Annotated in this window: 20 protein-coding genes and 2 riboswitches; of the genes, 8 read left to right on the forward strand and 12 right to left on the reverse strand. The window is 65.3% G+C overall.

Features of this window, described 5'->3' with window-relative positions; translation table 11 throughout:
• Positions 1–11 precede the first annotated feature (11 nt).
• Entirely contained in the window at positions 12–689 is a 678-nt protein-coding gene (locus ACSQ3Q_RS11085) for an RluA family pseudouridine synthase (RefSeq protein ID WP_436134432.1), read from the reverse strand.
• 60 nt (positions 690–749) lie between these two features.
• Positions 750–2,975 (reverse strand): ATP-binding protein, encoded by a 2,226-nt coding sequence (locus tag ACSQ3Q_RS11090; protein WP_436134433.1) that lies wholly within the window; start codon positions 2,973–2,975, stop codon positions 750–752.
• Positions 2,976–3,314: 339 nt separating this feature from the next.
• Here ACSQ3Q_RS11090 and ACSQ3Q_RS11095 point away from each other — a divergent pair, with 339 nt between their 5' ends.
• Entirely contained in the window at positions 3,315–3,977 is a 663-nt protein-coding gene (locus ACSQ3Q_RS11095; RefSeq protein WP_436134434.1) for an NAD(P)H-dependent oxidoreductase, read from the forward strand.
• Between the two features lie 71 nt (positions 3,978–4,048).
• On the opposite strand, the gene ACSQ3Q_RS11100 is transcribed toward ACSQ3Q_RS11095, so the two are convergent.
• The 10 genes from ACSQ3Q_RS11100 to ACSQ3Q_RS11145 all read right to left on the reverse strand — a co-directional run bounded on the left by ACSQ3Q_RS11100 (position 4,049) and on the right by ACSQ3Q_RS11145 (position 16,340).
• On the reverse strand, positions 4,049–5,425 hold the full coding sequence (locus tag ACSQ3Q_RS11100; RefSeq protein WP_436134435.1) for an MFS transporter: 1,377 nt from the start codon (positions 5,423–5,425) through the stop codon (positions 4,049–4,051).
• Positions 5,415–6,701, reverse strand: a complete 1,287-nt coding sequence (locus ACSQ3Q_RS11105) for an acyltransferase family protein (RefSeq protein ID WP_436134436.1) — start codon at positions 6,699–6,701, stop codon at positions 5,415–5,417. Before ACSQ3Q_RS11105 ends, ACSQ3Q_RS11100 begins: the two co-directional genes overlap by 11 nt.
• Positions 6,702–6,750: 49 nt before the next feature.
• Positions 6,751–7,809 (reverse strand): MerR family transcriptional regulator, encoded by a 1,059-nt coding sequence (locus ACSQ3Q_RS11110; RefSeq protein ID WP_436134437.1) that lies wholly within the window; start codon positions 7,807–7,809, stop codon positions 6,751–6,753.
• Positions 7,810–7,971: 162 nt separating this feature from the next.
• A complete protein-coding gene (locus ACSQ3Q_RS11115) occupies positions 7,972–8,385 on the reverse strand; it encodes an FKBP-type peptidyl-prolyl cis-trans isomerase (protein WP_436134438.1) in 414 nt (137 codons plus the stop codon).
• Positions 8,386–8,578: 193 nt separating this feature from the next.
• Positions 8,579–11,488 (reverse strand): aminomethyl-transferring glycine dehydrogenase, encoded by a 2,910-nt coding sequence (gene gcvP, locus ACSQ3Q_RS11120; RefSeq protein ID WP_436134439.1) that lies wholly within the window; start codon positions 11,486–11,488, stop codon positions 8,579–8,581.
• 71 nt (positions 11,489–11,559) lie between these two features.
• The gene (gene gcvH, locus ACSQ3Q_RS11125) at positions 11,560–11,934 is read right to left on the reverse strand and encodes a glycine cleavage system protein GcvH (protein ID WP_436134440.1); all 375 of its coding nucleotides are present in this window, start codon (positions 11,932–11,934) and stop codon (positions 11,560–11,562) included.
• An 81-nt stretch (positions 11,935–12,015) separates the two neighbouring features.
• Positions 12,016–13,155 (reverse strand): glycine cleavage system aminomethyltransferase GcvT, encoded by a 1,140-nt coding sequence (gene gcvT / locus ACSQ3Q_RS11130; protein ID WP_436134441.1) that lies wholly within the window; start codon positions 13,153–13,155, stop codon positions 12,016–12,018.
• A 54-nt stretch (positions 13,156–13,209) separates the two neighbouring features.
• A riboswitch (glycine riboswitch) is annotated at positions 13,210–13,336 on the reverse strand.
• 13 nt (positions 13,337–13,349) lie between these two features.
• Positions 13,350–13,449, reverse strand: a riboswitch (glycine riboswitch).
• A gap of 27 nt (positions 13,450–13,476) precedes the next feature.
• Positions 13,477–14,772, reverse strand: a complete 1,296-nt coding sequence (locus ACSQ3Q_RS11135; RefSeq protein WP_436134442.1) for a TRAP transporter large permease — start codon at positions 14,770–14,772, stop codon at positions 13,477–13,479.
• Positions 14,769–15,281, reverse strand: a complete 513-nt coding sequence (locus ACSQ3Q_RS11140; protein WP_436134443.1) for a TRAP transporter small permease — start codon at positions 15,279–15,281, stop codon at positions 14,769–14,771. Before ACSQ3Q_RS11140 ends, ACSQ3Q_RS11135 begins: the two co-directional genes overlap by 4 nt.
• A gap of 84 nt (positions 15,282–15,365) precedes the next feature.
• Positions 15,366–16,340 carry a TRAP transporter substrate-binding protein gene (locus ACSQ3Q_RS11145; RefSeq protein WP_436134444.1) on the reverse strand — a complete coding sequence of 325 codons (975 nt, stop codon included), beginning with the start codon at positions 16,338–16,340 and terminating at the stop codon, positions 15,366–15,368.
• Between the two features lie 531 nt (positions 16,341–16,871).
• On the opposite strand from ACSQ3Q_RS11145, the gene ACSQ3Q_RS11150 reads away from it, so the two are divergent.
• The 7 genes from ACSQ3Q_RS11150 (at position 16,872) to ACSQ3Q_RS11180 (ending at position 23,641) form a co-directional block, all read left to right on the forward strand.
• Positions 16,872–17,330, forward strand: coding sequence for an Lrp/AsnC family transcriptional regulator (locus ACSQ3Q_RS11150; RefSeq protein WP_436134445.1), 459 nt, complete (start codon positions 16,872–16,874; stop codon positions 17,328–17,330).
• A gap of 340 nt (positions 17,331–17,670) precedes the next feature.
• Positions 17,671–18,594: a LysR family transcriptional regulator gene (locus tag ACSQ3Q_RS11155; RefSeq protein WP_436134446.1), complete on the forward strand. Its 924-nt coding sequence runs from the start codon at positions 17,671–17,673 to the stop codon at positions 18,592–18,594.
• Between the two features lie 320 nt (positions 18,595–18,914).
• Entirely contained in the window at positions 18,915–19,691 is a 777-nt protein-coding gene (locus tag ACSQ3Q_RS11160) for a putative hydro-lyase (RefSeq protein WP_436136982.1), read from the forward strand.
• Positions 19,692–19,707: 16 nt separating this feature from the next.
• Positions 19,708–20,676, forward strand: coding sequence for a TRAP transporter substrate-binding protein (locus tag ACSQ3Q_RS11165; RefSeq protein ID WP_436134447.1), 969 nt, complete (start codon positions 19,708–19,710; stop codon positions 20,674–20,676).
• Between the two features lie 66 nt (positions 20,677–20,742).
• The gene (locus ACSQ3Q_RS11170; RefSeq protein WP_436136983.1) at positions 20,743–21,291 is read left to right on the forward strand and encodes a TRAP transporter small permease subunit; all 549 of its coding nucleotides are present in this window, start codon (positions 20,743–20,745) and stop codon (positions 21,289–21,291) included.
• Between the two features lie 10 nt (positions 21,292–21,301).
• On the forward strand, positions 21,302–22,612 hold the full coding sequence (locus ACSQ3Q_RS11175; RefSeq protein ID WP_436134448.1) for a TRAP transporter large permease: 1,311 nt from the start codon (positions 21,302–21,304) through the stop codon (positions 22,610–22,612).
• Positions 22,613–22,678: 66 nt separating this feature from the next.
• On the forward strand, positions 22,679–23,641 hold the full coding sequence (locus tag ACSQ3Q_RS11180; protein WP_436134449.1) for a TRAP transporter substrate-binding protein: 963 nt from the start codon (positions 22,679–22,681) through the stop codon (positions 23,639–23,641).
• The last annotated feature ends 15 nt before the right edge of the window (positions 23,642–23,656 follow it).

The raw sequence follows: 23,656 nt of genomic DNA on the forward strand, positions 1-23,656 counted from the left end.
GCTATAAGCGCTTATAAATCAAGCGCTAGAGGCCTATTTTGTTCAAATTCCGCCACCCATTCCAACGCCAGCTCGGCCCCGGTCGCTGGATGCGTGAAAGCCAGGTGGCTCGCGTGCAGCAGCAGCCGCGGCGCGCGGGCCTGCGTGGCCGCATCGGCGTACAGCGCATCGCCCAGGATCGCGTGGCCCACGGCCGCCAGGTGCACACGCAGCTGGTGGGTGCGGCCGGTCACGGGTTCGAGCTCGACGTGGGTGGTGTCCGGGGCCGGGTCGTACCGCCGCGCTCGCCATCGCGTGAGGCTGGGTTTGCCCCGCACCGGGTCGATCACGCGCAGCGGGCGGCGCTCCCAGTCGGCGGCGATGGCGAGGTCGATGGTTTGCCAGCCGTCCGCGTCCTGCGCGTCGTCCGCCTGCATCCGGCCCTGCACCACGGCCTGGTAGCGCTTGTGCACCTGGCGCTCGGCAAACGCGTGGCTCAGGCGCCGCTGCGCTTCAATGTGGCGCGCCATGATCACCAGGCCCGACGTGGCCTGGTCGAGCCGGTGCACGATGAGCGCACCGGGCCAGAGCGCTTGCGCGCGGGCGCTCAGGCAATCCTGCTTGTCGGGGCCGCGGCCGGGCACGCACAACAGGCCAGGCGGCTTTTGCAGCACGAGCAGGTCGGCATCTTCGTGGACGGCCACCACCATCTCAGCGACCCGTGGCGCAGTGCGCTGCTAGCGGCGTGTGAATCCTGCAGCCCACCCGGCTCATGGGGCGAGTGTCCCGTCGTCCGACACCAGCCGCTGCACGGTGGCGCACAGTTCTTCCACGTCGTTGGGTTTGTGGATCAGCGCGCGGGCGCCTTCGGCGAGCGCTTCCTGCTCGATCTCGGCCGTGACGTAGCCCGAGGCCAGGGCCACGGGAAGGTCGCTGCGGATGAGGCGTGCCTCGCGCACCAGGTCCACGCCGCAAAAGCCAGGCATGTTGTAGTCGGTCACCAGCAGGTCGTAGCGGTGGGGCGCAGCGCGCAGCGCGGCAGTGGCCTCATGCGGGTCGGTAAAGCCGCTCACCTCATACCCCCGGCGGCGCAGCAGGCGCCGCACCAAAAAGACCAGGGCCTCATCGTCGTCCACATACATCACATGCGGCTTGCGGGGCGGTGGCGTGCCGTCGTCAGGGGTGGCCTCGGACGCGTCGGGCGAGGGCGCAGCCGGGCTGGCCTGCAGCGCAGGCGCCACGGCGGGCGGTGCCGCCAATGCGCTGGCCGGCGCCACCGGAAAATACAGCGTGAACCGGCTGCCCTGGCCCGGCGTGCTCTGCACATCCACACCGCCTTCGTGCGTGCGCATCACCCCGTGTACTACCGCCAGGCCCAGGCCGGTGCCCTGGCCCACTGGCTTGGTTGTGAAGAAGGGCTCGAAGATGCGCTCCAGCGTCGCGGCATCCATGCCCGGTCCGCTGTCGCGCACCGACAGGGCCACGTAGTCGGCGGCGGCCAGGCCCAGGCGCTCGCTCAGGCGCAGGTCGGGCTGCACGGCGGTGGCCTCCACATGGATGCTTCCGCGCTCTGCGCCAATGGCGTGGACAGCGTTGGTGCACAGGTTGAGCAGCGCCTGCTCGACCTGGGTCGCATCGGCCAGCACCGGTGGCAAGCCGGTTTGCAGCTGCATGTGCAACTCGATGGCCGGGGGCAGGGTCACACGCAGCAGGCGTTCAGTGTCGTGCGCCACCTCGGCCAGCGACACGGCAGAGCGGCGGGGCGGCTCGTTGCGGCTGAAGGTGAGGATCTGGCGCACCAGGTCGCGTGCGCGGCGGCCTGCCTTGTCGATCTCCATCAGGCTTTCCAGCACGGGCGAATTGGCGGCGCAGTCGGCCTTGGCCAGTTCCACATTGCCCAGAATGGCGCCGAGGATGTTGTTGAAGTCATGCGCGATGCCGCCCGCCATGGTGCCCACAGCCTGCATCTTGTGCGATTCGCGCAGTTGCGCTTCGAGTTCGTTGCGGTGGGTCTCGGCCTTCTTGCGGCCGGTCAGGTCGCGCGCAAAGACGGTGGTGGTTTCGCCCTCGGTGTGGCGCTCAAAGGACACGCTGACCTCCACCGCCAGCTCCTTGCCGCTGGCCGTCAGCGCCGTCATCTCGCCCAGCATGGCTTGGGTGGTCAGCTGCGCAAACGCCAGGGCCTGGGCGGCGTCGGGCAGAAAGCGGTCGAGCGTGCTGCCCAGGGCGTCGGCCGCGCTGCACTGGAACAGCGCCGCGGCCGTGGGGTTGAACACGGTGATGCGCCGGTGCTGGTCCACGCACAGGATCGCGTCCAGTGCCGAATTGATGATGGCCTCCAGGCGCTTTTCGCTGGCAAAAAGCTGCTGGTTGCGCTGCTGCAGCGTGAGCGCGCTGTGCTGCAGCGCCTGGCGCTCGGCCAGCAGCGGGCCCTGGTCGATCACCGCACACAGAAACTGCGGCAGCGGCGGCCCACTGGCCTGGGGGGCTTCGATGTGGGCGATGTGCAGATCACCGGTGATGCGGGTCTCAAGGCTGATGGTGAACACCACCTCCTTGACCTCGCTGTGGCCCAGGTCCTCGGCCAGCGCAAAGGCCTCGCGCACCCGTTGGGCGTCTTCGTCGCGCACAAAGGGCATCAGTGCCGTGAGGGGGCGGTCGCGCTCGGTGGGCTGGAAGGACCGGTGGGCCATCGAGTTGGCCTGCACCACCAGGTCGTGCTCATCGACCACCATCAACGCCAGCGGCACGCTGGCAAACAGCGTCTCAAACCGTTCGTAGGCACTTTCGGCCACGGTCTGGCTGTAGCGCAAGACCTTGTTCTGGCTTTCCAGCTCGGCCTGGTAGGCGCGCAGGTCGGCCACCAACCCCTCCGCCGGCGAGCCTGCGCGCAGGGCCGGCGCCTCAGGCCGCACCACCGGCGGGCCCATCGGGTCTGCCACGCGGGCCGGCATGCGGCCGGCAGGGTCCAGAAAAGACAGGTCGGGTTCGCTCATGAAAATTGACCGCGCGGTCAGCGTGAAAGAGGGCCGAACAAGGCGACGCGCCCTGCAGAGAGCGTGCCAGAACGCATGCGGCGGAGTGTACGCCCGCAGGTTTTGGCGGGCACCGTGCACCCCGTGCGACCGCGGCTGGCCTGGGGCTTTGCAGCCTGCGCGAAGGCTTCGTTGGCGCACCGTGCCGCGCGCTGAGCGCCGATTGTTGGCCAAATCGGAACAATGCTTTTCCCCGGGACGGCTTACCGACGCCCGCTTGCTTGCCTACAGTTCATACACCGCAACTTGGCCCACGCCAAAGTGCCCTGAGACACCATTTCAACCAAAGGACTACCCCAGATGACCACCGCACTCGCCACTGCCGCCGCCCAGCCCCTGCTCGACCAACTGCAATGGCGCTATGCCGCCAAGAAGCTGAACCCCGAAAAGAAGGTTCCGCAAGACAAGGTAGAGCGCATCCTCGAAGCCGCGCGCCTGGCGCCCACGTCGAGCGGCCTGCAGCCGTTCGAGATCATCGTGGTGACCGACCCCGCGGTGCGCGCCAAGATCCAGCCGATTGCGTGGAACCAGGCGCAGATCACCGACGGCTCGCACCTCTTGGTGTTTGCCGCCTGGGACAACTACACGGCCGAGCGCATCAACATGATGTTTGACCTGACCAACGACCAGCGCGGCTTCAAGAACGAAGGCTGGGAAAACTACCGCCAGATGCTGCTCAGCAGCTACCCCCAGCGCGATGCGGAAGTGAACTTCCAGCACGCCGCCCGCCAGGCCTACATCGGCATGAGCGCCGCGCTGATCGCCGCTGCGTTTGAAGAAGTGGATTCGACACCAATGGAAGGTTTCGATCCAAACGCGCTGGACGAAATCCTGGGCCTGCGTGCACGCGGCCTGCGCAGCGTGTCGATCCTGCCGCTGGGCTACCGCGCCGACGAAGGCGACTGGCTGGTGAACCTGAAGAAGGTGCGCCGCCCGCGCGAGCAGTTCGTGACGGAAGTCTGAGGCACCGACCGGACCGCCGGTCACTGACACCCAAAGCCCGGCCCGCGATGTGCGGCCGGGCTTTGTCGTTTTCAGCGTGCCGGGGCCGGCGAATCGGTGACGCTGCGCATGGGCGTCAGCACAAAGGCCAGTGCCGCCAGCACCACCAGCGTGCCGCCGCTGGCTGCAAACAACTGCGTGAGCGTCACGCTTTTCATCAACCAGCCGGTGACGGCTGCCGAGATCGGTGCCAGGCCCATGAAGATGAACATGAACAGGCTCATCGCCCGGCCGATCAGGGCCGGCGGCACACGCTGCTGAATCCAGGTGAACACGCTCACCTGCATGAAGCCGCCCAGCAGGCCGATGGCCAGCATCAGCACTGCGCCTTGCCACACGGCGGTGATCAGGCCCATGGGCATGAAGAGCGCGCCGATGATGGCGTCGAACGCCAGGATGGTCATGCCCAGACTGCCAATGCGCAGCCGCGGCACCATGCCCGACACGACCATGCCCAGCAGCGTGCCTGCGCCATGGGCGCCCACGATGATGCCGAAGGCCGCCGCGCCCAACTGCGGTGTGCTGCCGGCCAGCACGGGGATCGCGATGTGGATCGGGCCCATGATGAACAGGGCAATGGCGCTCCAGTAGAGAAAACAGGTGCGCAACTCGCGGTCCCGCCAGAAGTGCACCAGCCCTTGCGCCACCGAGGTCAGCACCGCAGGCGGTGGCGCTGTGGGAGTGGCCACACCGCCGTGCACCTGGACTTGCCCGTGCATCTGCACTTTGGACAGCGTCCAGGCCGACACCGCAAAACTCAGTGCGTCGAGCGCAAACGCAAGGCCGATGCCGGTGGCGTTGGCCCTGGCTCCGCCTTGGCCGCCCTCGCTACCCGCCTGTGCGGCACTCGCGTCGCCAAACAGCGCAATCAGCAGGCCCGCCAGCAGCGGCCCGAGGAACATCGTGAGCTGGCGCAGGCCCAGGTTCACGCCATTGGCGGCCTGCAGCTCGTGCCGCGCCACCACGTGCGGCATCATGGCCGTGCCCGCCGGGATGCTGAAGGCGGTGGCCAGGCCGATGCCCAGCGACAGCGCGTACACCATCCACAGCGTGAGGCTGCCCGCCAACACCAGGCCGGCCAGTGCGCCCAGCAGCGCGAGGTTGACGTACTTGCTGATCATCAGCACCTGCTTGGGCGAATGCCGGTCGACCAGCGCCCCACCGATGAGGATGAACAGCGCACGCGGCACGCTGATGAGCGCGAGCACGGTGCCCAGCACCAGGGTGTCGCCGGTCATCTGCAGCACCAGCCAGGGCAGTGCAATCAGCGTGAACTGGTCGCCCAGCATCGACAGAAACGCGCCGCCGGTCATCCAGCGGAAGTTGGGGTTTTTGAACAAGGCGGCGCGCGCGTCGCTGGGTTGGGCGCGCGGCGGCAGCTCGGCTTGGGTGGATGTATCAGCGGGCATAGGCGGGATCTCCAGAGGTTTTGCGGGGATGGCGGTGGCCGTTGAGCAGCTGGCTCACCGCGGTAAAACGAACGCACAGGTGGTAGCTGCCCAGGCACAGGGCCGTGGTCGCCAGCGCGTTGAGGAAAATCTTGGCTACGGCAGGGATCGGCACGCCGTACAGCAGGGCGCCAAAACCGACCGTGAGCGGCAGGTGCACCAGGTACACCCAGTACGAGCTGTCGGCCAGGTAGGTCAACCAGGCCCGGGGCCGCGACACGTGCCGCAGGAACAGGCCAATCAAGGCAAAGCTCCACAGCCAGGACGCGCTGTTGTAGGCCAGGGCCATCCAGAACTGCAGGTGCCGCGTGGCGGAGACGGGCGAGGCCAGCATGTCGGTGAAGGCACCCGTCACCAGCACCAGTGCAAAGGCCGATGCCTCGGGTTGGGCGAGCACTTCCGCCAGAAACCCGGTCAGCACAAAACACGCGAAGCCCAGGCCGGCAAACACCGGCCAGTGCCGCTCGTAGCGCGCCATCAACACACGCCGATGGGCATAAAGGCACAGGCCGAACGCGTAGAAAAGGCCGTTGTGGATCCATTCCGCCAGGGGCGGCAGAAAGGACCCGCTGGGGGTGACGATGCCGTGGTCGTAGTGGGCACCGATCCACGCCAGCGGCAGCGTGAGCACTACGAAACCCAGCGGGGACCCGCAAAGCCAGGCCGTGGCCCGCAGCAGGGCGCGCTGCACCGCTGCGGGCAGTGCACTGGCGGCGGCCCACAGCGGCGGGGTCAGCAAGGTCAGCCACAGCAGCATCCACAAAAACCACAGGTGCATGGTGGGCGGGCCTTGTGGCACGTTGGGGCCGCGCGGCAGCAGGCTGCGGTCCACGCCCCAGGTGCCGTGGGCCATGCGGTGCAAAAACATCAGCCCCAGCAACGTGGTGGCAACGAACAGCACGGGCCAGAACACCACAAACGGCAAGCCCAGGCGGCGCAGCCGGTGGCGCGCCATGCCGGCCAGGCCACGCTGCTGCGCCAGCAGCGCCACAAAGAAGCCCGCCAGGACAAAAAACAGCGGCATGCGAAACGCATGGATCACCGCCACCAGCAAGTCGGCCACGGGAGTGGACTGGTCGTCGTGCCAGGGCAGCGGCGAGGGCGCGGCCATGTAAATGATCGACGCGTGCAGCACGATGCCCAGCCACATCATGGTGGCGCGCAGGTGGTCCAGCGCGTGCAGGCGCTGGGAAGGGGAGGCAGGGGCCGGAGGGTGGAGGGAGGGGTCAGCAGTCATGTGTCGGTCCATCAAGAGACCGACTGTCAAGCCTCACGTTGCGTGAGGGTCAAGCGTTTTTTGCTGCTTTTTTGCCAATGGGCTGAGAGGCCGCCCCTGCTGCGGGATGTGTGTGGGCGATGGCGGCGTACAGGTACGCGCGCACGGGGGTGCTGAGTGGCGATCCCGCTTGCAGCAAGGGCTCTTGCATCGACGCGGTGAGCAGCTTTTGGCGCAACGCGGCGTTGTTGCGCGTCAGCTGGCCGAACAAGGTATCCCAGCGCAGTGCGGCGGCGGCACCCTCAGCATGCTGGGGGGCGATACCGCGCGCCAGCAGTTGCTGCACTGAGTCTTCCAGCTCGGCCCATTGGGTGTGAGACACGTGGCCTAGCGCGCGCAGGTCGTCGCGGGTCAGGTACTTTTCGAGCAAGCCCAGGCGCAGCTTGATGGCGACTTCGACGTACTCAATCATCTCGCCGGGCGGCGCATGGTTGCGCCCATGCGTGGTGGGCTCGGTGCGGAACATGTGGCCCCATCGCTCCAGCAGGTCCATGTCGCCCCCCATCCAGTGCAGCATGAGCGCCATCCAGCGGTAGGCGAGGGCCTGCACTTCGGGGCTGTCGGGCGGCAACTGGCGGTCCATGGCGCTTTGCACCAGATCCTTGACGACCAGCCAGTCGGCTTCGATTAGGCTCCATTTGGTGAAGATCTGCTTGAGCTCTGCTGAACTGAAGTACTTGCCATACGTCGTCATGAGCGCCAGCGCTTCGAGCCAGTTGCCCATATCGGGCTCCGCCCCCGCCATGAGCCCGTCGCGCAGCATGGTCAGGCGCCCGCGCAGCTCGGTCGCCTGGCTGATCTGCTGGTCGAGCGAACGGATCTGCTGGCCGATGATGCGCTCGGGCGCCATGCTGTCACCGACCAGCAAGTCACCGATATCGCTGAGCGCGAGGCCCATCTGCCGCATGGTCTGGATGCCGTGCAGCCGCTGCACGTCGGCCTGGCTGTACAGCCGGTAGCCAGCCTCAGAACGGCCCGAGGGCTTGAGCAACCCGATCTCGTCGTAATGGTGCAGCGTGCGCACGGTGAGGCCGGTGCGGCGCGCGAGGTCACCAACTTTCAGCAGCATGAGCGGCTCCAAATCACAGCCCGTGTGAATCCGCTGCGCACCGTCACCAACCTACGCAATTGGCGCGCCCCGAGCGAGGGCAGCCAAGCAAGGGCCGCCCCGCAGCGAGGGCTGCGTCCCCCTTGGGGGAAGGCGCCGAAGGCGACTCAGGGGGGAGCATGCCTATTTGCGCACGGAGATCAACTCGATCTCGAAATTGAGCGTGGTATTGGGCGGAATCAATCCGCCCGCACCGCGCGAGCCATAGGCAATCGCTGCCGGGCAGGTGAGCTTGGCCTTGCCGCCGGGCTTCATCCGCTGCACGCCTTCGGTCCAGCAGGGGATCACGCCGTTGAGAGGGAACTCGGTGGGCTCGCCGCGCTTGTAGGAGCTGTCGAACTCCTTGCCGTCCAGGAAAGTGCCCTTGTAATGCACCTTCACGGTGTCGGTGGCCTTGGGCGATTCGCCCGTGCCGTCCTTGAGGGATTCATAGATCAGGCCGCTGGCCGTGGTGACGGGCTGGGCCTGGGCCAGGACGGCGGGGGCTACAGCCAGGGTGGCCAGGCTGGCGAGCAGGGTGCACAAGAGGTTTCGCAAAGGGGACTCCTTGGGATGGGGTGTCAGACAGCCCGCGATCTTAGAGCCTGTTCACGATCTCCTGCGAGATCGCAATCAGGGCTCATGGAACCCTTCCGAGATGGAACAAAGCCTTCGGCAGGCAGGCTGCGCGAAGGCTTTGGGTGAACCGCCGCTGCAGGGCCGCAGGCGTTTGGCTATTGGACTTCAACGCTCACGCGTAGTCAGACACCGGAATGCAGCTGCACGACAGGTTGCGGTCACCCCAGACGTTGTCGACCCGGCCCACGGGCGACCAGTACTTGGCCTGGCGCAGGGCGGCCACGGGGTAGGCAGCGGCCTCCCGGCTGTAGGGGCGGGCCCACTCGCCGGTGAGTAGGTTCTCGGCAGTGTGTGGTGCGTTCTTGAGCGGGTTGTTGTCCTGCGGCAGCGCGCCGGCCTCGATCTGGCGGATCTCTTCGCGGATGGCGATCATCGCGTCGATGAAGCGGTCGATCTCGAACAGCGTCTCGCTCTCGGTGGGTTCCACCATCAGTGTGTTGGGCACAGGGAAGCTCAGCGTGGGCGCGTGGAAGCCGTAGTCGATCAGGCGCTTGGCCACGTCCTCGGCCATCACGCCACTGGTTTCCTTCAGGCTGCGCAGATCCAGGATGCACTCGTGCGCGACGTGGCCGTTGGCCGACGCGTACAGCGTGGGGTAGTGGTCCTTCAGGCGCGCGCTGATGTAGTTGGCCGACAGGATGGCTGTCTCGGTCGCGGCCTGCAGGCCCACGGCGCCCATCATGCGGATGTACATCCAGCTGATGGGCAGCACGGCCGCGTTGCCCAGAGGCGCAGCGCTCACGGGGCCGACCTTGCCGTCGGCGGGAGCCAGCGGTGCATCGCCCTGGCCCGGCAGGCCGGGCAGGTAGGGCACGAGGTCTTCGACCACGCACACGGGCCCAACGCCGGGGCCGCCACCGCCATGGGGGATGCAGAAGGTCTTGTGCAGGTTCAGGTGGCTCACGTCGCCGCCAAACTCGCCGGGCGCGGCCACACCCACCAGGGCGTTCATGTTGGCACCGTCCACGTACACGCGGCCGCCGTGCTGGTGCACCAGGGCGCACAGCTCTTTCACCTGGGTCTCGAACACACCGTGGGTGCTGGGGTAGGTGATCATCACGCAGGCCAGCTTGTCGCTGTGCTGCTCGCACTTGGCCTTGAGGTCGGCCAGGTCCACGTTGCCGCTGGCGTCGCAGGCGGTCACCACGACCTGCATGCCCACCATCTGCGCGCTGGCGGGGTTGGTGCCGTGCGCGCTGCTGGGGATCAGGCAGATGTTGCGGTGGCCTTCGCCCTGCGCCTGGTGGTAGGCCTGGATGGCGAGCAGGCCTGCGTATTCGCCCTGGCTGCCGGCGTTGGGCTGCAGGCTGATGCCGGCATAGCCCGTCGCCTGGCACAGCCACTCGCGCAGCTGCTCATCCAACTCTTTGTAGCCTTGCAGCTGCTCGGCAGGCGCATAGGGGTGGATATGCGCGAACTCGGGCCAGGTGATGGGGATCATCTCGCTGGTGGCGTTGAGCTTCATGGTGCAGCTGCCCAGCGGGATCATGCTGCGGTCCAGGGCCAGATCCTTGTCGGACAGCTGGCGGATGTAGCGCAGCATGCCGGTCTCGCTGTGGTGCGTGTTGAACACCGGGTGCGTGAGGTAGCTGCTGGTGCGGCGCAGCGCGGCGGGGATCAGCGGCTCGACACCGTTCTCGAACGCGTCGAAGGTCGGCAGCGCCTGGCCGTCCTTGGCGAAGACCTTCCATAGCAGCTCGATGTCGGCGCGTGTCGTGGTCTCGTCCAGCGAAATACACAGGTAGTTTTCAAAGTAAATTCGCAGGTTAGCGCCTGCCTGTATTGCCTTTGTAGCTATCGATTTTGTAGCGACATCGGTTTTCAGTACCAGCGTGTCGAAGGTGGCTTGTGGGCGCACGGGCGCACCCAGTTGGGTGAGGCCCTTGGCCAGGATGGCCGTGTAGCTGGCCACGCGCTGGGCGATGCGCTGCAGGCCTTCGGGGCCGTGGTACACGGCGTACATGCTGGCGATCACCGCGGGCAGCACCTGCGCCGTGCAGATGTTGGACGTGGCCTTTTCGCGGCGGATGTGCTGCTCGCGCGTCTGCAGGGCCAGGCGGTAGGCGGGCTTGCCATGCACGTCCACGCTCACACCCACCAGGCGGCCGGGCAGGCTGCGCTTGAACTCGTCGCGGCAGGCCATGTAGGCGGCGTGCGGGCCGCCCGCGCCCATGGGCATGCCAAAACGCTGCGTGGTGCCCACGACGATGTCGGCGCCAAATTCGCCCGGTGGCGTGATGAGCGTCAGGGCCAGCAGGTCGGCCGCTACGATGAATGCCGCTTGTTTGGCGTGGGCCTTTTCCACATCGGTGCGCAGGTCTTCGATGCGGCCGCTGGTGGCGGGGTACTGGGCCAGCACCGCGAAATAGTCGCCGGCCAGCAGGTCGTTCCACTCCTCGGCCGAATTGGCCAGGCGCACTTCCAGGCCCAGCGGCTTGGCGCGGGTCTGGATCACTTCGATGGTTTGCGGGTGCGCATCGCCGGCCACCACAAAGACGTTGCTCTTGGACTTGACGGACCGCTTGGCCAGCGTCATGGCCTCGGCCGCGGCCGTGGCTTCGTCCAGCATCGATGCGTTGGCGATCGGCATCCCGGTCAGGTCGCAGACCATGGTCTGGAAGTTGATCAGCGCCTCCATGCGGCCTTGAGAAATCTCTGCCTGGTACGGCGTGTAGGCCGTGTACCAGGCGGGGTTCTCAAGGATGTTGCGCAGGATGACGCCCGGTGTGTGGGTGCCGTAGTAGCCCTGGCCGATGAAGCTCCTGAGCACCTGGTTCTTGGCCGCAATCGCCTTGAGCTCGGCCAGCGCGGCCGCTTCGGTGACCGAAGGGGGCAGGTCCATCGGCGTGCTGCGCGCAATCGAACGCGGCACGATGCTTTCAATGAGGGCGCTGCGCGATGCCTCTCCAATCACCGACAGCATGTGCGTTTCATCCGCAGCGTCGATGCCAATGTGGCGGGGCAGGAACTCGGTGGCGTTTTCGAGCGCGGCGAGGGAGGGCAGGGGGGCAGAGGAGGTCATCGGCGGCGGCACTGGTACAGCAAGACATTGGCCCGGCAACACGGTGCCGGGCCGCGGAAACCATCAACGCATCAGGCGTTCTTGGCGAAGTCGGCGTAGGCGGGTTCGTCCATCAGCGCGTCGAACTGCGTGAGGTCGGTCACGCGGACCTTGAAGAACCAGCCGGCGCCCATCGGGTCGCTGTTGGCCAGAGAGGGGTCGGCGCGCAGCGCTTCGTTGACCTCGACGACTTCGCCGGTGATGGGCATGTACACGTCGGCGGCCGCTTTCACGGACTCGACCACGCCAGCCACGTCACCCTGGGTGAAGGTGGTGCCGACTGCAGGCAGGTCCACAAACACCACATCGCCCAGCGCGTCCTGCGCATGCAGCGTGATGCCCACGGTGGCGGCTTGGTGGTCGGCAATGTCGACCCATTCGTGGTCCTTGGAAAACTTGACGGTCATGGGGGGCTCCAAAAAAAGAGGTTTCAAAGAAAAGTGCCGGTGCCAGCCGCGACTGTAGCGGGCTGGGCGGGTGTGACGCGATCAACCGCGGTAGTAGCGCGCCGGGGTGAAGGGCATGGCGCGCACTTCCATGGGCACAGCCTTGCCGCGCACGATGGCGTTCAAGCGCGTGCCGATGGCGGCGAAGGCGGGGCTGACATAGCCCATGGCCACGGGTTCGTTCACCGTGGGGCCGAGCAGGCCGCTGGTGACTTCGCCGATCTTCTGGCCGTCGGTGCTCTGCAGTTCGGTGTGTTCACGCACGGGTACGCGCTCCAGTGCCACCAGGCCCACGCGCTTGCGTTGCAAGGTGGCGGGGTCGTCGATCTGTGCCAGCACCTTGTCCGCGCCGGGGAAGCCGCCAGCACGTGCGCCACCGGTGCGGCGCACCTTCTGGATGGCCCAGTTGAGCGTGGCCTCGGGCGGTGTGGTGGTGGTGTCGATGTCGTTGCCATACAGGCACAGGCCGGCTTCAAGGCGCAGCGAGTTGCGCGCGCCCAGGCCGATGGGTTTGACTTCAGGCTGGGCCAGCAACGCGCGGGCCAGGGTGTCGGCCTGGGCGCCGGGTACCGAAATCTCAAAACCGTCTTCGCCGGTATAGCCGCTGCGGGTCACAAAACAGTCGCAACCGGCAATGGAGAAATCGCCGCCAGTCATGAACACCAGCTTTTCAACGCCGGGCGCCAGACGGGCGAGAGCGGTGACGGCCTGGGGGCCCTGCAGCGCCAGCAGCGCGTGGTCGGGCATGGGCACCACTTGGCAGCGCTGGCCGATGCGGGCCTGTATGTGGGCTATGTCGCCCACCTTGCAGGCACCGTTAACGATCACGAAGATTTCGCCCTGGCCCTTGTTGAAGAACATCAGGTCATCGATGACCGTGCCCTCATCGGTCAGCAGCAGGCCGTACCGTTGCTTGCCCACGGGCAGGTCGATCACGTCCACGGGCATCAGGGTTTCAAACGCTGCGGCAGCATCGGGCCCCAACAGGCGCAACTGGCCCATGTGCGATACGTCGAACAGGCCCGCCGCGTTGCGCGTGTGCTGGTGTTCGGCCATCAAGCCGGCGGGGTACTGCACAGGCATGGAATAGCCGGCAAACGGCACCATGCGGGCGCCCAGCTCGATGTGCAGGGCGTTCAGGGGGGTGGTGAGCAGGGGGGCGGCAGGAGCGGTGGCGGACATGGCGGACTTCTTGAGGCAAGGCAAATGGAAACCGCGGCCTGTACTGGCCCCGGCATTTGCCCTGCTGTCCGCTTTACCTGAGAGATTCACCGCAGCGCCCTGGCTGGCCGTGCGGTTTGCTCCTTCGGTGGATGGCCTCATCACGCGGTGCGGCGGGCCGTCTCTCTCCAGCAAGGGAACGCCCGCATCGCTGCGGGCGGTTGTCAGTCCTTTTGCCTGAGCGTTCGGCTGTTGCCTGCGCCTTCGGCGGCCCGGACGCAGTTGCTGCGAAGGGCTCTCTCCTGACGGGTGCGAGTATATCCGCTGCGCCGCTTTTCCCCGCTACTTGATGAAGCCGAGCGCGCGGGGGAGCCAGGTGGACAGCGCGGGCACAAAGGTCAGCAGCATCAGCACCACGCCATGGGCCCACAGGAAGGGCACCAGCTCACGCACCAGCTGGGTCATCGGCACACGCGACACATTGCAGGTGACGAACAGCAGCCCCCCCACGGGCGGCGTGATCATGCCCAGTGTGAGGTTGAAGATCACGATCATCGCGAAGTGGACCGGGTCCACGCCGAGCTTCATGGCCACCGGCGCAAGGATGGGGGCGAGCACCATCACGCCGGGCAGCGGCTCGATGAAGATGCCGAACAGCAGCAAAAAGATGTTCACGATGATGAGGAACATCCAGGGCGAGAGGTTCATGCCGATGAGCCACTCGGCCATCTGCTGCGGCACGCCTTCGATGGTGAGGATCCACGCGAACGCAGCCGACAGGCCGATGATGATGAGCACCGAAGCCGACAGCAGCGCCGAGCGCGCGAGGATGTCGGGCAGCGCCTTCCACTGCAGGGTGCGGTATACGAACTTGCCACACACCAGTGCGTAGAACACCGCGACCACCGACGCCTCGGTGGGCGTGAACCAACCGGCGCGCATGCCGCCCAGGATCACCACCGGCAGCAAGATGGCGGGCAGCGCCTTCCAGGTGGTCGTGAGCATCTCGCGCGCCGTGGGGGTGGCACCGTCGCCCCGGTAGTTGCGCCGCTTGGACACCAGGTAGTTGACGACGCACATGGCCACCGCAATCAGCAGGCCCGGCAGAAGGCCCGCCACAAACAGCGAGCCGACCGACACCGCGTCGTCCTGCAGCGCGTAGATGATCATGATGATGGACGGCGGGATGATGGGCCCCACGATGGCGGTGGAGGCCGTGAGCGCCGCAGCGTAAGAACGGTCATACCCCGCCTTGTCCATCATGCGGATCAGCATCGAGCCGGGGCCGGCCGCGTCGGCCAATGCTGAGCCCGAAATGCCCGAGAAGAACGTGAGCGAGACCACGTTGGTATAGCCCAGGCCGCCCCGCTTGTGGCCGACAAACTGGCCGGCAAACTTGAGCAGTACCTCGGTGAGCGACCCGCCGCTCATGAGCTCCGCCGCCAGGATGAAAAACGGCACCGCCATCAGCGGAAAGCTGTCGATGCCGGTGAAGGTTTCCTTGAGCAGCACCATGAGCGGGTAGCTCTCGGCCAGGATCAGCGTGGCCGCGGTGGCCAGGCCCAGGGCAAACGCCACGGGCACGCCGATGGCGAGGAACAGGCAGGCCGAGAAGATGAGGATGAGGGATGCGGTCACAGGGAGGCACTCGCATTCGCGTCAAAGTGCGCATCGGCCGCGAAAGTGCGGTCGAGCACATAGCCGCGCACGACGAACAGGAAGTGCACGATGAGCAGCACGCCGCCGATCAGCATGGCGCTGTAGATGTAGGCAAACGGCACTTGCGTGACGGCCGTCATCTGGAACATGGTGCGCTGCATGTAGAGCCAGCCGTACCAGACCATGAACCCGAAGAAGGCGAACAGCAGCGCCGCCACCACCGCGCGAATGGCGATGCCGCCCGCGCGGGGCAGGGCGTCCTGCAGGTTCTCTACCGCAATGTGGCCTCCGTAGCGCAGCACGGGGCCGGCACCCAAAAACGTCAGCCAGATCATCATGTGGCGCGACACCTCTTCGGCCCATTCGAGCGAGTTGTGGGTCACATAGCGCATCACCACGTTGGTGAAGATGATGACGGACATGGACGCCAACAGCAGGATCAGCGCCCAGCGGTTGGCGGCAAGAAAGTAGCGTTCGAAGGTTTTCACAGGGCGGTCTTGGGTGGCGTGCAGATCAAAGCAAAAGCGCCCGGCGCGTCAATGCGGCCGGGCGCTGTCTGGGTGCGAGCGCTTTTAGCGCACGTCCTGGATCTTCTTGATGTTGTCCGCGCCGAACTCCTTGGCGTAGCCAGCGTAGGCAGGCTTCAACGCTTCGCGGAAGGCGGCTCCGTCCACGGTCTTGGTGACCTTCATGCCTTGCGACTCGAGCACGGCAATGCCGTTGTTCTCGTCGTCATTCACCTTCTTGCGCTGGGCCACGGATGCGGCTTTGGCAGCGTCCGTAAAGATCTTCTTGTCGGCATCGTTGAGCTTGTTCCACACCTTGGGCGAGAGCAGCAGCAGCGCGGGCGAGTACACGTGGCCCGTGAGCGACAGGTGCTTTTGCACCTGCGAGAACTTGGCCGACAGGATCACGGGGATGGGGTTTTCCTGGCCGTCCACAGTGCCTTGCTGCAGGGCGCCGAACAGTTCAGGGAAGGCCATGGGCGTGGGCAGGATGCCGAAGGTACGGTAACCATCCATGTGCACCTTGTTTTCCATGGTGCGCATCTTCAAGCCCTTGGCGTCGTCGGGCTTGACGATGTCGCGCTTGCTGTTGGTCATGTGGCGAAAGCCGTTTTCCGTCCAGGCCAGCGCGATGATGCCTTTGCTCGGGAACTTGGTCAGGATGTCCTGGCCGATCGGGCCGTCCATCACCTTGCGCGCATGGTCGTAGTCGCGGAACAGGAAGGGGATGTCCACGATCTTCACTTCGGGCACGAAGTTGCCCACGGGGCCGGTGGAGGTGTTCACCAGGTCTTGCGTGCCGAGCTGGATGGCTTCGATCTGCTCGCGCTCACCGCCCAGCGCCGAGTTGGGAAAGTACTGGCACTTGTAGCGCCCTTGCGTGCCCTTTTCGACTTCATCGCAGAACACCTTGGAGCCCACGCCGTAGTGCGAATCGGGCGCCGTGGCGTAGCCGATCTTGAGCGTGGTGGTCTGCGCGCCAGCCGTGGCGATCAAGCCAAACGCAAGGCCCAGGCCCGCGGCGAGAGAAGTCAGTTGCATGGTGTCTCCTGTAGGTATGGTCTTGCCGAGTGCGCCTGCGTACCTGTTGCTGAAGGCTTCGCGCAGCCAGTGCACCGGCCCGGAAAATTATGGCGCTGCAACATGGCGCAGGGCATCGGGGTTTGTGCTGGTAAGCGTGCTTATTAACGCTGCCGAACGTTGCGGGGCGCGGGGGTACGGGGGCGACAGCTGCATGGGTCGGTCGAGATGCGTGCACTGTCGATGCACGACGGTGCGAGGGGTCGGATTTTCCCCTCGGCTGGCCGGCCGAGCCCGTGAAGGTTGCAGGTTCTGAAGCGCTTGAAGTGCGCTGAAGGTGGGGAGGGGTGCGTCCCACTGCGGTCTTGTCAAGCGCCCCGGTCCGGCGGTAACCGGTCCGGGGCCCTGTCAGTTTGTGCGCTCCGGTAAGAACGCCTTGATGACCGAAAGTATGCCTGGCGCGGGCTGGCATTTATTTCTGTTTTTGCTCAGAAATTCTTTCATTGCAGCAAATTATTCTGCAGTGGCGTGTTTCAAGGAATAATCATCGCCATGGACCGTCTTGATCGAAAAATTCTCGCCGTACTGCAAGGCAACGCGCGTGCCAGCCTTCAAGAGATCGGCCAGGCCGTCGGCCTGAGCCCATCGCCCTGCTGGGGGCGCATCAAGAAGATGGAAGAGGCCGGTGTCATCCAGGGCTACACCGTGCGGCTCAATCCGCAGGCACTGGGGTTGGCCGACACGGTGCTCGTGCAGGTCACGCTCGACAGCCACTCCGACAACACGCTGGAGAAATTTGGCGAAACGCTGGCCAGCATTCCCGAGGTGATCGAGGCGCACCTGGTGTCCGGCGACTACGACTACCTGTTGCGCGTCGTCGTCAAGGACACGCGCGATTACGAGCGGTTGCTGCGCGAGAAGCTCTACAAGATCAAAGGCATCCGCCACAGCCGCTCCAGCTTTGTGCTGCGCACGCTCAAGAAGGCCGACTTGCCGCTGTTTGTGGAGTAAATTTTGATAAAAAATGGCCTCTAGCGCATGATTTATAAGCATCTTTAGCTATAAAAATAATAGCATTTCGCGCCAAGGGCTCTCCATTCACACGGGGCATGCAGGCGAGATGACCCATGCTGCCGAGTGCGTCTGTGGAGATGATCTGTACCTTTTTTGCACGTCAGCAACTGCCCCATTGGGTGCGATGACCGCAGAATGGGCGCCGTTTTGGCTACAGCGGCACCGCGCAGACCGGCAGGCCCGCTCCGCGTTGCACCACGCCGGTGCGCGATATTTGCCAACGAACCAGCCAGCCAGCGAGCCAGCCGCACGTGCTTGATGCCTTAGGACCACCACCATGAACCTGCGTTTCGTCGAAGCCTTCTACTGGGTGGCGTCCCTCAAGAGCGTCACCCGCGCGGCCGAGAAGCTCTTCCTCACGCAGTCGGCCATGTCCAGCCGCATCGCAGCGCTGGAAGAAGAATTGGGCGTGTTGCTGCTCGACCGGCGCGACAAGCACTTCAAGCTCACCGTGGCGGGCTCGCGTTTTTTGACCTACGCCAAGCGCATGCTGGAGCTCCAGCGCCAGCTCAAGGTTGAGATGGGGTCTGGCGGTCCGCTCGAAGTCTCGATGCGCCTGGGGGCGATCGAATCGGTGCTGCACTCCTGGCTCATTCCGTGGGTGGAGCAGCTGCGCAAGGACAACCCGCTGCTGGAGCTGGAGCTCACGGTGGAATCCACGCCCGTGCTGCTCGACCAGATCCGCCGCGGCACGCTGGATGCCGTGTTTGCCGCGCTGCCCGCGTCCGCCGACGGCATCCGCAGCCAGGCCGTGACACCGATGGAGATGGTGTTCGTCGGCAACAGCAAGATCCACCGCAAGCGCCGCTACGCGCTCAGCGATTTTGTGGACACTGACATCCTCACTTTTCAGCGCGGATCGCAGCCGCATGTGTACCTGCTCGACACCTTCCGCAATGCCCAGGTGGAGCCGCGCCGCGTGCACACCGTGTCGTCGATTTCGGCCATGGTGCAGCTGGTGCAGGGGGGCTTTGGCGTGGCCACGCTGCCGCGCCTGGCGGTCGAGCGCATGCTGGCTTTTCCGGACCTGCGGGCGCTGGCCTGCGACACCGTGCTCAAGCCGCTGCCCATCCACGTGAGCTACCGCGAAGACCCGTCCTCGCCTGCGATGGACGCCATCGTGCGCTCGGCGCTCGACTTCATCGACGTCATTCCAGCAACGCCGAAACGCGGCAGCCGCCGCAAGCCCACGGCGACGTGACGAATCCGATTGCTGCGCCGCACGCGAAGGCGTTGGCGGGCGGCCTGGGCTGAGCCGCACGGTTTTTTGGCCTCCCAGGGGCTCGGGGTTAACCCTTAACTGGAGCATCCGGGTAATCCCTTGGCACCAACCTGGTTCCCTCTGCCCCAATGAAGTGCATCGAAAAAATCGATGAGCTGAGCAATATTTTTTGAATTTGCCACGACAGGTGGCGCCCCAACACAATCCGCCCAACGCCAAACAAATGGCATTTCCCAACGCAAGGAAATACGGTGGATTCTGTTCAAGAAAAAGCGCTCGCAGTCTTTGGCGCTGAAGGCATCAACGATCCGCGCCACGTTCGCAGCGTGATCCGGCAAGGCGCCTGGTCGTCGCACACCAGTGGCCTGGCCCATGGCCGGGTGCAGGGCAACCTGGTGATCCTGCCGGAGGCGCTGGCTGGCGACTTCCTGCGGTTTTGCCAGCGCAATCCCAAGCCCTGCCCGGTGCTCGCCGTGAGCGAGCCTGGCCAGGTGGCGTTGCCATCGCTCGGCGAGGGCATCGACATCCGCAGCGATGTGCCGCAGTACCGCGTCTGGCGCCACGGAGAACTGGCCCAGGAGCTGGCCGACGTCAGCGATCTGTGGCGCCCAGACCTCGTGACTTTCATCCTCGGATGCTCGTTCTCGTTCGAGTCGGCATTGATCGAGGCGGGCATCAGCCTGCGTCACATCGATGAAGGCAAGAACGTCGCCATGTTCCGCACCAGCCTGCAGACCGAGCCGGCCGGCCCGTTCAGCGGCGCCATGGTGGTGACCATGCGGCCCATGCCGGCGGCCGACGTGATACGGGCCGTGCAGGTGACTTCGCGCTTTCCCAATGTGCATGGCGCGCCGGTGCACATCGGCGATCCCTCGCTGATCGGAATTGCCGACCTGGGACGGCCCGACTACGGCGATGCAGTGGCACTGATGCCCGGCGAGATCCCGGTCTTCTGGGCTTGCGGCGTCACACCCCAGTCTGCCATCTTGAATGCGCAGCCGGCCTTTTGCATCACCCACGCACCCGGGTGCATGTTGGTCACGGACCTTTTCAATCACCACCTCGCCAGCTTTTAAACCAAGGAGTCTCCCCATGAAGAAAATGATGTTCGGCCTGTGCGCCGCGGCCGCCGCATGCCTGGCCCACGCCGAAACCAAATGGGACCTGCCTTCGGGCTATGCGGTCCACACCTTTCAAGTACAGAACCTGCAGCAGTTCGTGCAGGACGTGGGCAAGGCCAGCGGCGGCAAGCTCAAGATCACGGTGCACCCCAACGCATCGCTGTTCAAGGCCAATGAAATCAAGCGCACCGTGCAGTCCGGCCAGGTGGCGATTGGTGAATTCATCTTGTCGGGCGCGGCCAATGAGGCTGCGGTCTACGGCGTGGACTCCATACCTTTCCTGGCTACCAGCTATGCGGACTCCAAGCGGCTCGACCAGGCCTCGCGCCCGCTGCTGGTCAAGACGCTCGGCGCGCAGGGCATGAAGCTGCTCTACACCGTGCCATGGCCGGCGCAGAGCCTGTATTCCGTCAAGCCCATCACGGCGCTCAAGGACCTCAAGGGCACCAAGATGCGGGCCTACAACCCCGCCACTTCGGTGATCGCCAGCCAGGTGGGCGCGCAGCCGGTCACGATCCAGCTCGCCGAGCTCTCGGCCGCCCTGGCCACCGGCACGGTCGACAACTTCTTGACCTCCAGCGCCAGCGGCGTGGACAGCAAGCTGTATGAAAGCGTGAAGTACTTCTACGGCGTGGCTGCCTGGCTGCCGCGCAACGCAGTGGTGGTCAACCAGAAGGCCTTTGACAGCCTGGACAAGGCCACGCAAGACGCCGTGCTGGCCCAGGCCGCTATTGCCGAGCAGCGTGGCTGGGCCATGAGCGAACAAAAAGACCAGGAGTACCTCAAGGAGCTGGCTGCCAAAGGCATGCAGGTGGACGTGAGCGCCGAGAACCTCAAGAAGGAACTCAAGGCCGTGGGCGAGCGCATGACGGCCGACTGGATCAAGACCGCGGGCGACGACGGCAAGGCCGTGATCGAAGCCTACAACAGCAAGAAGTGAGCGCACGCCATGTCTTCCTTGCCTCAACCCTCTGCGGTCGCGGGCGCAGCCCCGCCCACCGTCGTGATGCCGCCGCATCTTCTGCGGCGCGCGCTGGACGGCGCCTACCTGGCCGCGGGCGCGGTGGGCGCGGCCTGCATCGCCGTGATCTGCGTGCTGATGGTGGTGCAGTCCCTGGGGCGCCAATTCGGCTTTCCCACGGGCGCCATCAATGACGTGGTGGCCTGGCTTTGCGCGGCCGCGGCGTTCTTGTCCATGGCCCACGCGTTCAAGCATGGCGACTTCGTGCGTGTGACATTGGTGCTCGAAAAACTCTCGCCCGCCATGCGCCGCAAGTACGAGCTGACCTGTCTCACCATCGCAGCCCTGGCCATTGGCTACCTCGCCTGGTGGGCCTGTGCCTTCACCTATGAAAGCTGGCAGTTCAACGAACTGGCGCAGGGCCTGTGGGCCATTCCCATCTGGATCCCGCAGCTGAGCTTTGCACTGGGCTCCATCCTGTTCCTCGTTGCGGTCATTGATGAGTGGTGGATCGTGGTGCAGGGCGGCGTACCGACCTTTGTGCGATTGGTGGAAGAGCGCCACGCCAAGGGCGACTTTTCCTCGGATCTGTAAGGAGCAAAAAATGGACATTCTTACTGTGGGCGGCGTATTGCTGCTCCTCATGCTCCTCATGCTGTCCGGCGGCGTGTGGATCGCAATGACGCTGGCCATTTGCGGCTGGGTGGGGCAGGCCTTCTTCACCAACAGCCAGCCCGGGCTGAACCTTTTCTCCGCATTCTGGGAGAGCAATGCCAGCTGGGAGCTTGCGGCCCTGCCGCTCTTCATCTGGATGGGCGAGATTCTTTTTCGAACCCGGCTGAGCGAGGACATGTTCTCGGGCCTCGCGCCGTGGCTGGGGCGCGTGCCCGGGCGGCTGTTCCACACCACCATCCTGGGCTGCGGCATCTTTGGCTCGGTCTCGGGTTCTTCGGCAGCCACCTGCGCCACGATTGCCAAGGTCTCGCTGCCTGCGCTCAAAAAACGCGGCTACGACGAGAGCATCGCCATCGGTTCGCTGGCCACGGCCGGTACGCTCGGCATCCTGATCCCACCGTCCATCACCATGGTGGTGTACGCGGTGGCGGCTGACGCCTCCATCATCCGCATCTTCTTGGCCGGCTTCTTGCCCGGCCTGCTGCTGATGCTGCTGTTCTCGGGCTACATCGCCTGGTGGTCGGTGCGCAACAAGGACCGCATGCCGGCCGACGAGCCGCCCACCACCTTCCGCGAAAAGCTGTACCTGTCGCGCAACCTGATTCCTTGTGCGCTGCTGATCGTGTTCATCTGCTGGTCGCTGGTGGCCGGCTGGGCCACGGCCACGGAATGTGCAGCGTACGGTGTGGTGGGTGCGCTGGCACTGGCTGCATGGTGCAGGGCGCTGACCTGGCAGAACTTCAAGGAGGGCCTGGCAGGTTCGGCACGCACCAGCTGCATGATCATGTTCATCCTGGCGGGCGCTGCGTTCTTGACCAAGACCATGGCCTTCACCGGCATCCCGCGCGAGCTGGCCGAGTGGGTGGATTCGATGCACCTGTCGCCGTATGCGCTGATTGCTTGCCTGGTGGGCGTGTACCTGGTGCTGGGCACGGCACTGGATGGCATCAGCATGATCGTGCTGACCGCTGCGGTGGTGATGCCCATGGTCGAGAAGGCCGGCTTTGATCTGATCTGGTTCGGCATCTTCGTGATCCTGCTGGTCGAGATCGCGGAGGTCACGCCGCCCGTAGGCTTCAACCTCTTCGTGCTGCAGAACATGACGGGCAAGGACAGCAACCTGATCGCCAAGGCGGCGATTCCGTTCTTCCTGTGCCTGGTGGTGTGCATTGGCCTGATCACGGCCTTTCCGCAGATCGTCACGATCGTGCCTGACCTCGTCATGGGGCAGTCCAAGTAGCGCCACTTTTCGCTGTGTCTGCCGGCCGCTCGTGCCGGCCCTTCTTTCCCATCACAGGAGCTTGCCATGAAGATGGTCTTGTTGGCCGCGCTCGCCGTGGCCCCGTCGCTGCACGCCCAGACACAGTGGAAATTGGCCACCGGCTACCGCGCAGAGTCCTTTCACACGCGCAACATCGTGCAGTTTGCGCAGGATGTGGAGCGCACCTCGGCAGGCGCGCTGCGCATCGAAGTGCACGCCAACAACGCCCTGTTCAAGCTGGCGGACATCCCTGAGGCAGTGCAGGGCGGCAAGGCCCAGGCGGGTGAAACCATCATGACCAGCCTGGTGCGCGACATGCCGATTGCCGGGGCCGATGCCGTGCCCTTTGTGGTGCGCAGCTATGCCGATGCGCGCCGCATGTGGGACTTGCAGCGGCCGCTGATCGACACGCACTTTGCTGCGAAGGGGCTCAAGGCGTTGTACGCCGTTCCCTGGCCGCCGCAGGGGCTGTTCTCCATTGCGCCTGTGCGCTCGTCGGCCGATTTCAAGGGCACTCGCATGCGCACCTACAACCCGGCCACGGTGCGCATCGCGGAGATGCTGGGCGCTGCGCCCGTGGACGTTCCCATGGTCGAGGTCAACAAGGCCCTGTCGGCGGGCAAGCTCGATTCGATGATCACTTCGGCCCTGACCGGGGTGGAAAACCAGGTCTGGAGCCAGATCCGCCAGTACTACGGCATCAACGCGTGGTTCCCCAAAAACATCGTGTTTGTGAACCAGCAAGCGTTTGACGCGCTGCCCGCCAGCGTGCGCCAGGCCGTCACCCAGGCGGCCACAGAGGCTGAGACCCGCGGCTGGGCCATGAGCGCAGCCGTGGCCGAGGAGTCGGTGGCCGAACTACAGCGCAAAGGCATCAAGGTGGACCGCGCACCTGCTGAGCTCGACGCCGAGCTCAAGCGCCTGGGCGAGCGCTTCTCCAGGGAATGGGTGCAGTCCGTCGGCAACGAGGCCAACAAGATTTTCATCCCGTATTACTTTCAACGTTAACCAGTGAGTCTCATC

Source organism: Acidovorax sp. LjRoot129, from assembly GCF_964253765.1.
GTDB lineage: Bacteria > Pseudomonadota > Gammaproteobacteria > Burkholderiales > Burkholderiaceae_C > Acidovorax.

Coding starts and splice junctions, on each gene's coding strand:
- ACSQ3Q_RS11085 (WP_436134432.1), bottom strand. CDS start 689: ATGGTGGTGGCCGTCCACGAAGATGCCGACCTGCTCGTGCTGCAAAAG.
- ACSQ3Q_RS11090 (WP_436134433.1), bottom strand. CDS start 2,975: ATGAGCGAACCCGACCTGTCTTTTCTGGACCCTGCCGGCCGCATGCCG.
- ACSQ3Q_RS11095 (WP_436134434.1), top strand. CDS start 3,315: ATGACCACCGCACTCGCCACTGCCGCCGCCCAGCCCCTGCTCGACCAA.
- ACSQ3Q_RS11100 (WP_436134435.1), bottom strand. CDS start 5,425: ATGCCCGCTGATACATCCACCCAAGCCGAGCTGCCGCCGCGCGCCCAA.
- ACSQ3Q_RS11105 (WP_436134436.1), bottom strand. CDS start 6,701: ATGACTGCTGACCCCTCCCTCCACCCTCCGGCCCCTGCCTCCCCTTCC.
- ACSQ3Q_RS11110 (WP_436134437.1), bottom strand. CDS start 7,809: ATGCTGCTGAAAGTTGGTGACCTCGCGCGCCGCACCGGCCTCACCGTG.
- gcvP (WP_436134439.1), bottom strand. CDS start 11,488: ATGACCTCCTCTGCCCCCCTGCCCTCCCTCGCCGCGCTCGAAAACGCC.
- gcvH (WP_436134440.1), bottom strand. CDS start 11,934: ATGACCGTCAAGTTTTCCAAGGACCACGAATGGGTCGACATTGCCGAC.
- gcvT (WP_436134441.1), bottom strand. CDS start 13,155: ATGTCCGCCACCGCTCCTGCCGCCCCCCTGCTCACCACCCCCCTGAAC.
- ACSQ3Q_RS11145 (WP_436134444.1), bottom strand. CDS start 16,340: ATGCAACTGACTTCTCTCGCCGCGGGCCTGGGCCTTGCGTTTGGCTTG.
- ACSQ3Q_RS11150 (WP_436134445.1), top strand. CDS start 16,872: ATGGACCGTCTTGATCGAAAAATTCTCGCCGTACTGCAAGGCAACGCG.
- ACSQ3Q_RS11155 (WP_436134446.1), top strand. CDS start 17,671: ATGAACCTGCGTTTCGTCGAAGCCTTCTACTGGGTGGCGTCCCTCAAG.
- ACSQ3Q_RS11165 (WP_436134447.1), top strand. CDS start 19,708: ATGAAGAAAATGATGTTCGGCCTGTGCGCCGCGGCCGCCGCATGCCTG.
- ACSQ3Q_RS11170 (WP_436136983.1), top strand. CDS start 20,743: ATGCCGCCGCATCTTCTGCGGCGCGCGCTGGACGGCGCCTACCTGGCC.
- ACSQ3Q_RS11175 (WP_436134448.1), top strand. CDS start 21,302: ATGGACATTCTTACTGTGGGCGGCGTATTGCTGCTCCTCATGCTCCTC.
- ACSQ3Q_RS11180 (WP_436134449.1), top strand. CDS start 22,679: ATGAAGATGGTCTTGTTGGCCGCGCTCGCCGTGGCCCCGTCGCTGCAC.